The sequence below is a fragment of the Bradyrhizobium sp. USDA 4341 genome (genome assembly GCF_054063755.1).
The window spans coordinates 3,902,172-3,915,917 of record NZ_JBSSGO010000002.1 but is presented as its reverse complement, the minus strand read 5'-3'; the positions used below and the strand labels follow the sequence as shown (position 1 = coordinate 3,915,917).

Below are 13,746 nucleotides of genomic sequence, written 5' to 3'. Positions count from 1 at the left end.
CCGCGCAATTCGACGGCTCTCGTTGAGGTTCACGTCTGCCCCAACGCCAGCCTTCGAGGGATTGGCCGGAGGAGTGAAATGACGAGCGCGTGCCCTGGAGAGCCAGGCGCGCGCCAGCGGAATGCGGCCATGACCGGCCGCTCGATTGCTCCCCAAGCGCAAGTTTGGTCATCTCCCCCGGCGCCGTCGGCCAACGCGCTGGCAGGCCTGGAGGGAACATGAAGAATCGCATTACCGGCCGCTCCGCATTCCTGGCGCTGTTGAAGGACGAGGGCGTCACGCATCTGTTCGGCAATCCCGGCACCACCGAATTGCCGATCATGCATGCGCTGAAGGATCATCCTGACCTCACCTATGTGATGGCGATGCAGGAGAGCCTGGTCGTCGCCATGGCCGATGGTTTCAGCCGCGCCTCCGGCAAGCTGGTTGCCAGCAACGTCCATGTCGCGCCCGGTCTCGGCAATGCGATGGGCTCGCTCTACAATGCGAGCTTCACCGGCACGCCGCTGATCCTCACCGCCGGCCAGCAGGAACAAGGCCACGGCCTGACCGAGCCGGTGCTCTATGGTCCGCTGGTGCAGATGGCCACGCCCTTGGTGAAATGGGCCGTCGAGGTCACGCGGCTGGAGGACCTGCCGCGCATCGTGCGCCGCGCCGCCAAGATCGCGACCACGCCGCCGACGGGACCGGTGTTCATCTCGCTGCCCGGCGATATTCTCAACGCTGAGGCCGGCATCGAGCTCGGCCGCTCCACCCGAATCGACACAAGGGTCCGGCCGTCGGAGGATTCGTTGAAGGCGCTGGCCGCGCGCATCCTGAAAGCCGAGCGTCCGGTGATCGTCGTCGGCGACGAGATCGTCAAAAGCGACGCGCTGCGCGAGGCGGCCAATCTCGCCGAGACGCTGGGCTGCCCGGCCTGGCAATCGCCGACGCCTTATGGTTCGCATTTCCTCTCCGAAAGCCCGAGCTTCATGGGCGCGATCGCGCGGCTGCAGAAGGTCGCCCGCGATGTGCTGGCGCCGTATGATCTGTTGATCGCGCTCGGCGGCGATCCGTTGCGGATGTCGGTCTATAGCGAGGTCGATCCGCTGCCGGACGGGCTCTCGATCGTGCAGGTCGGCCTGGTCGACAGCGATCTCGCCAGGAACTATGGCGCCGAGATCGCGGTGAAAGCCGACGTCAAGGAAACGCTGCGCGCGCTGGTCCCGGCATTGAAGGAGCTCGGCGGCAGCGCGCTGGAGACGCGTGCAAAGCAGGGGCTCGCGGCGCTCTCGACGAAAAACTGGGCGGCGAAACGCAAGGCGCTGGTCGAGCAGATCTCGAAGGCGAGCCTGAAATCGCCGATCGATCCGGACTGGCTGGCGCTGCAGGTCGTGGAGGCGATGCCGGACAACGCGATCCTGGTCGACGAAGGCCTGACCTCGTCGCGGCAGATCCTCGGCTTACGCCCGCATCGCGACCGCTACGGCTATCACGCGCTGGCGTCGGGTGGCATCGGCTGGGGCCTGCCGGCCGCGGTCGGCGTCAGCCTCGCCAATCCGCAGCGCCCGGTGGTGTGCTATTCCGGCGACGGCTCGTCGATGTATTCGATCCAGTCGCTGTGGACCGCGGCCAATCACAAGCTGCCGCTGACCTTCGTCATCGTCAACAATGGCGGCTACCGCATCATCAAGCAGCGCCTGCTCGCCTTCCACGGCGATGACAACTATGTCGGCATGGATTTCATCGATCCGCCGGTCGATTTCACCGGCGTCGCGCGCTCGCTCGGGCTCGAAGCGATCAAGGTCACCGACCCGCAGGAGCTGAAGGGTGTGATGAAGTCGGCGTTCAGCCGGCCCGGTGCGAAGCTGATCGAGGTGATGGTGAGCAATTCGGTGAATTGATTTTTCTCCGTGCGCTCTCCTCTCTCACCGTCATCCCCGCGCAAAGGCTTCGCCTTTGTCGCTGGAGGTGCGAGCGGAGCGAGCCTCGAAGGATGCACGGCCCGGCCGGTGGCCGTCGATCCTTCGAGACGCGCGCAAGGGCGCGCTCCTCAGGATGACGGGATGGTGAGCTGTGCGTAACCCCGTCATTGCGAGGAGCGAAGCGACGAAGCAATCCATTGGCCCGCATATGCGGAACGATGGATTGCTTCGCTTCGCTCGCAATGGCAGAGGCAATCACTCCGCTGGGTCTGTCTGCGACTTCACCCGATACCGCCCCGCCGGATGCGTCGCATCGAGCCTTGCGCGGCCCGCGCCGAACAGCTTCTCCCGCAAGGTGCCCTTGGCATATTCCTGCTTGTAGCGGCCGCGCTTGACGAGCTCCGGCACCAGCATGTCGGCGATATCCTCGAAATCGCCCGGCGAGATCGCAAAGGCGATATTGAGGCCGTCGACGTCGGTGTCCTCGAACCATTGCTCGATCTTGTCGGCGACCTGCTCGGGCGAGCCGACCACCACGGGGCCGGCGCCGCCGATGCCTACATGCTCGGCGACCTCGCGCACGGTCCAGACCCGATCGGGGTCGGCGCGGGTGACGTTGTCCATCGCCGAGCGGCCGGCGTCGTTCTGTACGTGACGGACCTCCTGGTCGAGCGAATAGGTCGAGAAGTCGACACCGGTCCAGCCCGACATCAGCGCCAGCGCGCCCTCATGGCTGATATGGCTGCGATACTCGGCGTATTTCGCCTTGGCCTCGGCTTCGGTCGGCGCCACGACGACGCACATCATCGAGAACATCAGGATCTCGGCTGCGTTGCGGCCTTTCTCGGCGGCGAGCTCGCGGATTGCCGACACCCGCGGGCCGATCACCTTCGCTGACGGCCCCGACATGAACACGCATTCGGCGTGCTCGGCGGCGAACTGCCGCCCGCGCGGCGAGGTGCCGGCCTGGTAGAGCACCGGCGTGCGCTGCGGCGACGGCTCCGAGAGGTGAATCGCGTTGAGCCGGTAGTTGGCTCCGTCGTGCTGCACACGATGCACCTTCGATGGATCGGTGAAGATTCCGCGCGCGACATCGCGGATCGCGGCGTCGTCTTCCCAGCTGCCTTCCCAGAGCTTGTAGACCAGCTCCATATATTCGTCGGCTAGCTCGTAGCGGTCGTCATGCGCGGTCTGCTTGTCCTTGCCGGCGCCGCGCGCCGCGGAATCGAGATAGCCGGTCACCACGTTCCATCCGACCCGGCCGTTCGTAAGATGGTCGAGCGTCGACATCCGCCGCGCGAACGGGTAGGGCGGCTCGAAAGAGAGATTGCTGGTGACGCCGAAGCCGAGATTTTCGGTCACCGCGGCCATCGCCGGGATCAGCATCAACGGCTCGTTGGCCGGGGTCTGCGCCGCGTTGCGCAGCGCCGCATCCGGATTGCCCGCATAGACGTCGTAGACGCCGAGCACGTCGGCGAGGAACAGGCCGTCGAACCGGCCGCGCTCCAGCGTCTTCGCCAGATCGGTCCAGTAGGACAGTCTGTTGTAGTCCTTGGTGCGGTCGCGCGGATGGGTCCACAGCCCCGGCGACTGATGCGCCACGCAGTTCATGGCAAAGGCGTTGAGCCGGATTTGTTTTGTCATTGTCGAAACCTTGGTCGAAACCGTGAGCGCCGCTTCGAATGCTGCCCGGTCGGATGCCGGGCGTCCCCATCAACTTTGTTGCGACTTCCCACGTTTTGGCAAGGCCCCTTCGCGATTCACACCCTTCCGGTGGCGCGCCGATCCCGATAGGTTGCCGGCCTCCAGAAGCATGATCCGGGCGCAAAGCGTCGCGCTCCGGTGGGTTCATGCCAAGACGCGACCGGACGAAGGAACAATCATGGCGACACGGGCCGACGCAATCGCAAATGTGCGAGAGCATTTTCAATCGGGACAGTTCTTGCAGGAGCTGGACCGCAGGGTCGGCTACCAGACCGAGAGCCTGAATGCCGACAAGGCCGATGCGCTGCGCGCCTATCTGGTCGAGAATCTGCAGCCGGCCTTCGCCGAGCTCGATTTCAAGACCCGGCTGATCGAATCGCCGACCGGCCGCGGGCCCTATCTGATCGCCGACTACCAGGAGGATGCGGCGCGGCCGACCGTGCTGACCTATGGCCATGGCGACGTCGTCGACGGCATGGTCGGCGAATGGCGCGACGGGCTCAATCCCTGGCAGACCACGGTCAAGGGCGACCGGGTCTATGGCCGCGGCACCGCCGACAACAAGGGCCAGCATTCGATCAACATGGCCGCGCTGCGCGCGGTGAAGCAGGCGCGCGGCGGCAAGCTCGGCTTCAACGCCAAATTCATCATCGAGACCGGTGAGGAGATCGGCTCGCCCGACCTGCGCGAGGTCTGCGAGGCGCATCGCGAGGAGCTGAAGGCCGATCTGTTCATTGCCTCGGACGGGCCGCGGCTGTCGGCGGAGCGGCCGACCATCTTCCTCGGCTGCCGTGGCGGCAACCGCATCCATCTCGACGTCAATCTGCGCGAGGGTGGCAACCATTCCGGCAATTGGGGCGGTGTGCTCGCCAATCCCGCGACGATCCTGGCGAACGCGATCGCGAGCCTGGTCGACGGCAAGGGCCGCATGAAGCTCGAGATCCTGAAACCGCCGCCGATCTCGAACCGCGTTCGCGCCGCGCTCGCCGATGTCGAAATCAAGCCGACGGCGGATGAACCAGCGCTGGCGGAAGACTGGGGCGAGGAGGGCCTGACCGCCGCCGAACGGCTCTACGCCTGGAACACGCTGGAAGTGCTGGCGATATCGTCAGGCAATATCGACAAGCCCGCCAATGCGATTCCGGGCAAGGCGAATGCGGTGCTGCAGCTCCGCTTCGTGGTCGGCACGAAGTATCTCGAAGTGATCGACGGGGTGCGCGACTATCTGCACAAGAACGGCTTTCCGATGGTCGAGGTCTCGGGCGCGCAGCGTTTTGGCGCCTCGCGCACCGACATGGACAGCCCGTGGATCGAGTGGGCGGCGAATTCGATCCGCACCACCACCGGCAAGGCGCCGGCGGTGCTGCCGAACTTCGGCGGCTCGCTGCCGAACGACGTGTTCTCCGAAGGCCTCGGCCTGCCGACGATCTGGGTGCCGCATTCCTATCCGGGCTGCTCGCAGCACGCGCCCGACGAGCACATCCTGTTGCCGGTGACCGAAGAGGCGCTGACCATCATGGCCGGCCTGTTCTGGGATCTCGGCGAGGCGCAGCTTTAAGGTTGAAGGACGGGCTCGCTTTTTCCCCGTCATCCTGAGGTGCGAGCGGAGCGAGCCTCGAAGGATGAATCGGCCACCAGCGGGGCCGTGCATCCTTCGAGGCTCGCAAGAGTTCGCACCTCAGCGATGACGGGGATACATGGATGCCCGGCAAGGCCGGGCATGACGAGCGGAGAACTGGCGCCCGACGCCAGCAAGGAAAACGGAATGACTTTATCAACATCAACGCCGGCTGACGCGCAGCACACGGCCGCCACCACCAAGAAAAACACCACCCGCCTGATCGTCGCGACCTCGGTCGGCAATGCGCTCGAATGGTACGACATCTCGGTCTACGCCTATTTCGCGGTCTATCTCTCCAAGGCGTTCTTTCCGGCCAATGATCCGACCACCTCGCTGCTGCTGACCTTCGGCAGCTTCGGCCTGTCGTTCCTGATCCGACCGATCGGCGGCATCGTGCTCGGCGCCTATGCCGACCGTCACGGCCGCAAGGCCTCGCTGATGCTATCGATCGTGCTGATGACGTTGGGCACGCTGGTGCTGGCCTTGATGCCAACCTATCAAACCATCGGCATCCTGGCGCCGATCGCGGTGATGCTGGCGCGGCTGGTGCAGGGCTTTTCCGCCGGCGGCGAGTTCGGCTCCTCGACCGCGTTCCTGGTCGAGCACATGCCGGAGCGGCGCGGCTTCGTGGCGAGCTGGCAATTCGCGAGCCAGGGCGTCAGCGGCCTGCTCGGTGCAGGCTTCGGTGCGCTCTTGACCTCGCTGATGAGCCCCGAGGACCTGCAATCCTGGGGCTGGCGACTGCCGTTCCTGTTCGGCGTGCTGATCGGCCCGGTCGGCATCTACATCCGCAACCATGTCGACGATGCGACGCCAGCGCCGGCGGCCGGGAAGCAGGACTCGCCGGTGAGGGAAGTGTTCGCGCGGCAGAAGCTCGCCACGATGCTGGCGATCGGTGCGCTCGCGGTGTCGACCGCGGTGAACTATTTGATCGTCTACATGCCGACCTATGTGGTGAAGACGCTGAACCTCGCGCCATCGGTCGGCTTCATCGCCGCATTCGCCGCGCAGACGGCGGTCGCGCTGCTGGCGCCGATCGCAGGCCTCGTCTCCGACAGAATCGGGCGCACCACGCACATGATCCTGTTTGCGCTGCTGCTGCTGGTCTCGATCTTCCCGGCCTTCCTGCTGCTCACGGGCAAGCCGACGCCGACCATCATCCTGATCGGCGTGCTGTGGCTCGGCGTCCTCAAGTCGCTGTATTACGGGCCGCTTGCCGCGCTGATGTCGGAGCTGTTTCCGGCGGCGACGCGTGCGACCGGGCTCGGCCTCAGCTACAATATCGGCGTCACATTGTTCGGCGGCATGGGCCCGGCGATCATGACCTGGATGGGCGGCTTCGCGCCGATCGGTGAGCTCGCACCGGGCTATTACCTCACCGGCGTCTGCCTGCTCAGCCTGTGGGCGCTGTTCACCATCCGCCGGCTGCGGCTCGCATAGAGCATGATCCGAAAAAGTGCGAAGCGGTTTTTCGAAAAGATCATGCTCAAAATGGTGATGGATTTTCGTGAAGCGAAATTCAAATATCCCTGTTGCTGCACAGCAGCGTAGATAGTCGCAATCAAAGTTTCATCTGACGAAAGTATACGATGTCCGGCGTGCGTCATCCGTTTTAGGATGATGTCCGCCGGCACATCCTTCGTCGTGTCCGGTTCAGGATTTGGAATTGAAGGCAAGGAAGACCAAGGCATGAACGCCTCCACGACTGCGACCGCACGGACCAGCCGCAAGAGGCCACCGCCGGAGCCTGGCCAACCCGACAAGTTCAACGCGATCCAGAAGGTCTGTGCGATCCTGCGCGTGCTGGCGCAGCGCTCGCCGCTGCGGCTGACCGACATCGCCGACACCGCCTCGCTGAACAAGGCGACCGCGCTGCGCATCCTCAACTCGCTGATCGAGGAAGGTTTCGTCAGCCGGGTCGCCGGCGCCAAGACCTATGAGCTCGGCCAGGAGGCGCGGGTGATGGCGGTCGGCGCGCGCCGCTCGGTCGACATCGCCGAACTGGCGCAGCCGAGCCTGCTCCGGCTGTCGGAGCGCTCCGCTGATACGGCGCTGTTGTCGGTGCGCTCCGGCGTCGAGGCGCTGTATCTGGCGCGCTCGGTCGGCAGCCATCCGCTGCAGCCGAACTATCTGCAGATCGGCAGCCGCCGTCCGCTCGGCGTCGGCGCAGGCGCGCTGGCGCTCTTGGTCTGGCTGCCGGACGCCGAGATCGAGGCCGTGATCGAGGTGATCGCGCCGCGGCTGGCGAAATCGCCGCGCATCACGCCGAAATTCCTGCGCGAGCGGATCGCCGTGGCGCGCAAGGCCGGCCACACCGTGCTGATCGACGCCGCATTCCCCGGCATGGGCGGCGTCGGCGTTCCGGTCCGCGACGATGCCGGCGAGGTGGTCGCCGCGCTCTCGATCGGCGCGGCGTCCGACCGCATCCGCCGCCGCGAAAGCGAGCTCGCCGACATGCTGAAGAAGGAAGCCCAGGTGCTCGCCCGCGCGATGGCCCAGGCGCCGAAGAACGGGCGTCCGGCGAAGGCGGGGTAGCACGGCCGTGATGCGAGCACGGGCACCACTTCACCTCGCCCCGCTTGCGGGGAGAGGTCGGAACGCATCGCTAGATGCGTTCCGGGTGAGGGGGTACAGGTCTCACCACGTTCGGAACTGGTGGAAGCAGCCCCTCACCCCAACCCACTCCCCGTAAGAACGGGGCGAGGGGGCGCACTGCCGGCGCGGCGGCCGATCGATCGACCGACCCTAAGCCCCCTCGTCCAGCGCCACCAGCTCGCGCTTCCTGCGCAGCGACGGCAGCAGCGGGCCGACCAGCAGCACCAGCGCGAAGGCGAGGCAGATCGCCGAGATCGGCCGCTCCACGAAGGTCATGAGATCGCCCTGCGACAGGATCAGCGACTTGCGCAGATTGTTCTCCAGCATCGGCCCGAGCACGAAGGCGAGCACCAAAGGCGCCGGCTCGTAGCCGAGCTTGCGCATGAAATAGCCGATCACGCCGAACGCGATCATGACATGGACGTCGAACACGTTGTTGCTGGAGCAGTAGACGCCGATGATCGTGAACAGGATGATCAGCGGGAACAGCACGTTGTAGGGCAGCCGCAGCAGCTGCACCCACATCCCGATCATCGGCAGGTTGAGCACCAGGAGCATCAGATTGCCGATATACATGCTGGCGACGATGCCCCAGAACAGCGTCGGGTTCTGCGAGATCATCAGCGGTCCCGGCTGCAGGCCGTGGATCACGAAGGCGCCGAGCAACAACGCCATCACCACGTTCGGCGGGATGCCGAGCGTCATCAGCGGAATGAAGGCGCCGCCGGCCGCGGAATTGTTGGCCGATTCCGGTCCCGCGACGCCCTCGATCGCGCCATGGCCGAACCGCTCTGGATGCTTCGAGAGCCGTTTCTCCAGCGCGTAGGATGCAAACGACGCCACCACGGCGCCGCCGCCGGGCAGGATGCCGAGGAAGAAGCCGAGCACGGTGCCGCGTGCCACCGGCCCGGCGCTCGCCTTCCAGTCTTCCTTGTTGGGCAACAGCTGGGTGATCTTGGCGTTGATGATGTCGCGCTTGATCGCCTGCTCGGTGTTGAGCAGCACCTCGGCGACGCCGAACAGGCCCATCACGACGGGCACGAGGCCGATGCCGTCGATCAGCTCGATGCGGCCGAAGGTCAGCCGCGGCTGCGCGGTGATGCTGTCGAGCCCGACCAGGCCGAGCACGACACCGATGCAGGCCATCAACAGCGCCTTGGCCATCGAGCCCTGGGTGAGGAAGGTCAGCACGACGAGGCCGAGTACCATCAGGCTGAAATATTCGGCAGGTCCGAACGCGATCGCGACGCTGGCGAGCGAGGGCGCCACCAGCATCAGGGCGACCAGCGAGAAGGTGCCGGCGATGAACGAGCCGAACGCGGAGATGCCGAGCGCGGGGCCGGCGCGGCCCTGCTTGGCCATCTGGTGGCCGTCGATGCAGGTGACGACGGAGGCGGCTTCGCCGGGAATGTTGACCAGGATCGAGGTGGTCGAGCCGCCATACATCGAGCCGTAATAGATGCCGGCCATCATGATGATGCCGGACTCCGGCGTGCCCGACAGCGTGACCGGCAGCAAGAGCGACATTGCCGAGATCGGGCCGATGCCGGGCAGCACGCCGACCAGCGTGCCGATGAACACGCCGATGAAGCAATAGAGCAAATTGACCGGCAGCAGCGCGACGCCGAGGCCGTGGGCGACATTGACGAGAGTATCCATGGGCGCTCAACCGATCTCGAAGATGCCGCTCGGCAACTGGATCGCGAGCAGGTGCTTCAGCACCCACCACATCCCGAGCGGGGCAAGGATGGACAGCGGGATCGCCAGCGACCAGCGCACCGGATCGATCACGCGGAGCAGCAACAGCATCAGCGGGATCGCCGACAGCAGGAAGCCAAGCGGCTCCAGTGCAAAGGCGAACGCGGCGAGGCAGACGATGACGAGGACCGGCTTGCCCCAGCGCGCATTCTCCCAGCGCGAGGCGAAGCTCGGGCCACCTTCTGTGACCGCCGCGACCATGATCGAGATCGCGAACACGCACATCAGGATGCCGGTGTAGAACAGCACGTAGCCGGAGCCGGGATCGTTGATGGTGCCGAGCTTGAGCTTCAGCCCCGACCAGATCACGAAGCCGCCGAGCGCAAGCCCGATCAGCCCGCCCCAGAGCTCGGAGTTGTTGAGACGGAGTTTGACGTTGGTGCCGTTATTCATGGGAAGTGCCCTCGTCACATCGCAGGGTTGGGCATTGACCTATCCCCGTCATTGCGAGCGAAGCGAAGCAATCCATTTCACCGCGCGTGCGGAAGGATGGATTGCTTCGTCGCTGTCGCTCCTCGCAATGACGGAGAGAGACTTCGCGGCCAGTCCTACTTCTTCGCCAGCCCGAGCGTGTCGATCACCTTGCGCTCGGACTCGGTGACCTCGACCACGAACTTCCTGTAGTCCTCGGTGTTCTTGTAGTTCGGCACCATGTCGTATTTGGCCAGCGTTGCGATCACGGCCGGGTCCTCGATCGCCTTCTTGAAGGCGTCGTGCAGCTTGGCGACGATCTTGGGATCCATGCCCTTGGGGCCGGCGATGCCGAACGGCGAGTCATAGATCATGGGATAGCCGAGCTCCTTCAGCGTCGCCACGTCGGGATAGTTCGGCGAGCGCGTGCCGGTCCACACCATCAGCAGCCGGAGCTTGCCGGCGTCGACCAGTGGCCGCCAGCCAGTGGAATCGGCCTGCAGCATGGTGTGCTGGCCGAGCACCGCGGCGTTGGTCTCGGCGCCGCCCTTGAACGGCACCTGGGTCAGCTTGATCCCGCCGGCCATCAAGGCGATCTGCTCCATGCCGATATGCAGCGAGGTGCCGGTGCCCGGCGTCGCATAGGTCACCTTGCCGGGATTCTTCTTGGCGAAATCGACCACGTCCTGCCACGTCTTGAACTGCGACTCCGCATTGGTGGTGACGCCGAAGGTGTAGCCGGTGAGGTGGACGATGTAGGAGAAATCCTTCGCCGGATCCCACGACACGTCCTGCATCAAGGGCAGGCGGAACACGGTGATCGGAATCTGCGCGATGGTGTAGCCGTCGGGCTTGGCGCCGGCGGCCATCGTCGCCGGGCCCACGGTGCCGCCGCCGCCCGCCTTGTTGTCGACCGCGATCGGCTGGCCCAGCACCTTCGAGGCGCTCTCGGCGATCGCGCGCATCGAGATATCGGTCGAGCCGCCCGCCGGCCACGGCACGATCAGCGTGATCGGCTTGGTCGGATAATCCTGCGCCTGCGCCGCTGTTGACAGCAGCATGCCGGCGGCGGCGAGCAGGACCATCCAGGAATTGCGCTGCGACATCTCGATCTCTCCCCGTGTGGCCGCGTTCGATCGCGGCCGCGTCTTGTTCGGTGTTGGCAATGATCGTCCCTGGCGTCGCAGGGACACGCTGCGCATTGGACAGAACAGGGCGGGCAACGGAAGAGCGAAGGCGCCGACTGCGACAATTGGCCTGCCACCACGTGGCGCAACCTGCCGAGCCGCGGAATTCAATCGGCCTTTGGTCTGACGGAGTGGCAGCTCCTGGCAGCATGTGGGGAGGGCGCGCCGCCCCGCGCCTTGGCCGGCAAGCGGCGTTTGGTCAAGCGTATAATCCAGGGAACTCAGGGGCATCGGCGTCTTGCGGGATCGCGCCCTTCCGGTCATCATGGGGCGTCCGCCGCAGGAAAAACTTCCCCGACAGATGACGCTATCGCCCGACGCCACCGACGACGCTGTGACGACGGCGTTTGCCGGCATTCCCGCATTGCTCGACCAGGCACCGCTCTTGGTCTCGCGCGGGCGGCTGCTCGATTCCGACTGCCTGCTCGGCCCGATGGCGCGGCCGTTTCACGCCGCGATCCGGGCCGGCCGCATCGTCGAGTTCGTGCCTTCGCCGGTCCTGATGCGCTCGTGGCGCTTTGCCTATCGCGCGACGCCGCAGGCCTGGGCCGCCTATTGGCAGGCCGAGCCGAGACCCGGCTGGCACGATCTGCTGGCGCTGACCAAGCGCGGCGAGGCGGTGCTGGAAGGCGATCTGCATCCCTTCATGGCGCACCTGCAATACTTCAAGGACCTGCTGGCGCTGCCGCGGCAACACTTCGCGGCGGCCCTATCATGAGCGGCACGATCGTGAACGGCCATATCGAGCCGATGGTCGGCCGCTACGTTCACGTCGAGATCGGCGGCGAGCTGCACCGGATCTATTTCGAGGAGAACGGCAAGGGCATTCCGCTGGTCTGCCTGCACACCGCGGGATCAGACGCGCGGCAGTGGCGCCATCTGCTCGCAGATAGCGCGTTTGCCGAAAATTTCCGCGTCATTGCCTTCGATATGCCCTGGCATGGCAAGTCGAATCCGCCGAGAAGCTGGACCGGCGATGAATACCAACTCACCACCAACAGCTACACCGAGACCATCCGCGCCTTCTGCCGTGCATTGGGGCTGGAGAAGCCTGTCGTGATGGGCTGCTCGATCGGCGGCCGCATCGTGCTCAACCTTGCGATCGAACATGCCGCCGAGTTCCGCGCGCTGATCGGGCTCGAGGCCGCCGATTTCCAGGCGCCGTGGTACGACACCGACTGGCTGAACCGCCCCGACGTTCACGGCGGCGAGGTCTGCGCCGCGCTGGTGTCGGGGCTGATCGCGCCGCAGAGCCCGGCGCCTGCGCGGATGGAAACGCTGTGGGCCTACAAGCAGGGCGGCCCCGGCGTGTTCAAGGGCGACCTCTATTTCTACCGTGTCGACGGCGACCTGCGCGGCCGGGTCGCGTCAATCGATACTAAAGTATGCAAGCTCTATCTCCTCACGGGCGAGTATGATTTCTCCTGCACGCCTGAGGACACGAGGCGGACGGCAGCGGCAATAGGGGGCGTCAGCGTCACGATCATGGAAAAGCTCGGTCATTTTCCGATGAGCGAGAATCCGGACCAGTTTCGCCGCTACATCGCACCCGTCCTCGCCGACATTCTCACGCAGTAAATCGACGTTTCCACGAAGGAGTAGACGTATGACATCCAAATATCTGATCGGCCTCGCGTTCGCCGCCGCGCTCGGCGCGAGCCAGGCGCAGGCCGAGGAGCTGACGGGAACCCTGAAGAACATCAAGGATACCGGCGCGATCACGCTCGGCTACCGCGATTCCTCGATCCCGTTCTCTTATCTCGACGACAACCAGAAGCCCGTCGGTTATGCGATGGACATCTGCTACAAGATCGTCGATGCCATCAAGAAGGAGCTGAAGCTCGACAAGCTCGAGGTCAAGCTCAACCCGGTCACCTCGGCGACGCGTATCCCGCTGATGGCCAACGGCACCGTCGACCTCGAATGCGGCTCGACCACCAACAATGCCGAGCGCCAGAAGCAGGTCTCCTTCACCAACTCGCACTTCCTGACCGCGAGCCGCTACGTCACGAAGAAGGCGAGCAAGATTAATTCGATCGACGACCTCAAGGGCAAGACGGTGGTCTCGACCGCCGGCACCACCAACATCAAGCAGCTCACCGAGGCCAACCTCGCGCGCGGGCTGAGCATCAACATCATCCCGGCCAAGGATCATGCCGAGGCCTTCCTGATGGTCGAGACCGACCGCGCGGTCGCCTTCGTGATGGACGACATCCTGCTCGCGAGCCTCGTCGCCGGCTCGAAGTCGCCGGACGACTACGCGATCTCCAAGGATGCGTTCTCCAAGCCCGAGCCCTACGGCATCATGCTGCGCAAGGATGACGCGCCGTTCAAGAAGGTCGTCGACGCCGCCACTGCGGCGCTCTACACCAGCGCCGAGGGCCAGCAGATCTACGACAAGTGGTTCAACCAGAAGATCCCGCCGAAGGGCCTGAACCTCAACGTGCCGCTCGGGCCGGAGATGAAGAAGCAGCTTGCCAAGCCGTCGGATTCACCCGATCCGGATGCCTATCTGGTGAACTGATCGCAGTGTTGCGCATGACCCGTCGCCGTCGGCGGCGGGTCC

At 65.2% G+C, this 13,746-nt stretch carries 11 protein-coding genes; 7 read left to right on the top strand and 4 right to left on the bottom strand.

Annotation, left to right across the window (positions count from 1 at the left end):
- The first annotated feature begins 218 nt into the window (after positions 1-218).
- A complete protein-coding gene (locus ACVIGB_RS24525) occupies positions 219-1,883 on the top strand; it encodes a thiamine pyrophosphate-binding protein (RefSeq protein ID WP_456720707.1) in 1,665 nt (554 codons plus the stop codon).
- 276 nt (positions 1,884-2,159) lie between these two features.
- Here ACVIGB_RS24525 and ACVIGB_RS24520 read toward each other — a convergent pair whose 3' ends face one another.
- A complete protein-coding gene (locus ACVIGB_RS24520; RefSeq protein WP_456720708.1) occupies positions 2,160-3,548 on the bottom strand; it encodes an LLM class flavin-dependent oxidoreductase in 1,389 nt (462 codons plus the stop codon).
- A gap of 238 nt (positions 3,549-3,786) precedes the next feature.
- Here ACVIGB_RS24520 and ACVIGB_RS24515 point away from each other — a divergent pair, with 238 nt between their 5' ends.
- From ACVIGB_RS24515 to ACVIGB_RS24505, 3 genes are all read left to right on the top strand, one after another.
- The gene (locus ACVIGB_RS24515) at positions 3,787-5,166 is read left to right on the top strand and encodes a M20 family metallopeptidase (protein WP_456720709.1); all 1,380 of its coding nucleotides are present in this window, start codon (positions 3,787-3,789) and stop codon (positions 5,164-5,166) included.
- 207 nt (positions 5,167-5,373) lie between these two features.
- Positions 5,374-6,669, top strand: a complete 1,296-nt coding sequence (locus tag ACVIGB_RS24510; RefSeq protein WP_456720710.1) for an MFS transporter — start codon at positions 5,374-5,376, stop codon at positions 6,667-6,669.
- A 249-nt stretch (positions 6,670-6,918) separates the two neighbouring features.
- Positions 6,919-7,764, top strand: coding sequence for an IclR family transcriptional regulator (locus ACVIGB_RS24505; RefSeq protein WP_456720711.1), 846 nt, complete (start codon positions 6,919-6,921; stop codon positions 7,762-7,764).
- A 210-nt stretch (positions 7,765-7,974) separates the two neighbouring features.
- On the opposite strand, the gene ACVIGB_RS24500 is transcribed toward ACVIGB_RS24505, so the two are convergent.
- The 3 genes from ACVIGB_RS24500 to ACVIGB_RS24490 all read right to left on the bottom strand — a co-directional run bounded on the left by ACVIGB_RS24500 (position 7,975) and on the right by ACVIGB_RS24490 (position 11,099).
- On the bottom strand, positions 7,975-9,483 hold the full coding sequence (locus ACVIGB_RS24500) for a tripartite tricarboxylate transporter permease (protein WP_229167324.1): 1,509 nt from the start codon (positions 9,481-9,483) through the stop codon (positions 7,975-7,977).
- 6 nt (positions 9,484-9,489) lie between these two features.
- Complete coding sequence (locus ACVIGB_RS24495) at positions 9,490-9,975, bottom strand: tripartite tricarboxylate transporter TctB family protein (protein WP_456720712.1); 486 nt, start codon at positions 9,973-9,975, stop codon at positions 9,490-9,492.
- A gap of 155 nt (positions 9,976-10,130) precedes the next feature.
- Positions 10,131-11,099, bottom strand: a complete 969-nt coding sequence (locus tag ACVIGB_RS24490; RefSeq protein ID WP_456720713.1) for a tripartite tricarboxylate transporter substrate binding protein — start codon at positions 11,097-11,099, stop codon at positions 10,131-10,133.
- A gap of 382 nt (positions 11,100-11,481) precedes the next feature.
- Here ACVIGB_RS24490 and ACVIGB_RS24485 point away from each other — a divergent pair, with 382 nt between their 5' ends.
- Genes ACVIGB_RS24485 through ACVIGB_RS24475 form a run of 3 tightly spaced genes read left to right on the top strand, consistent with a single transcriptional unit; the run spans position 11,482 to position 13,704 of the window.
- Positions 11,482-11,898, top strand: coding sequence for a hypothetical protein (locus ACVIGB_RS24485; RefSeq protein WP_456720714.1), 417 nt, complete (start codon positions 11,482-11,484; stop codon positions 11,896-11,898).
- Entirely contained in the window at positions 11,895-12,758 is an 864-nt protein-coding gene (locus ACVIGB_RS24480; RefSeq protein WP_456720715.1) for an alpha/beta fold hydrolase, read from the top strand. Before ACVIGB_RS24485 ends, ACVIGB_RS24480 begins: the two co-directional genes overlap by 4 nt.
- A gap of 28 nt (positions 12,759-12,786) precedes the next feature.
- Positions 12,787-13,704: an amino acid ABC transporter substrate-binding protein gene (locus ACVIGB_RS24475; RefSeq protein ID WP_456720716.1), complete on the top strand. Its 918-nt coding sequence runs from the start codon at positions 12,787-12,789 to the stop codon at positions 13,702-13,704.
- Positions 13,705-13,746 lie beyond the last annotated feature (42 nt).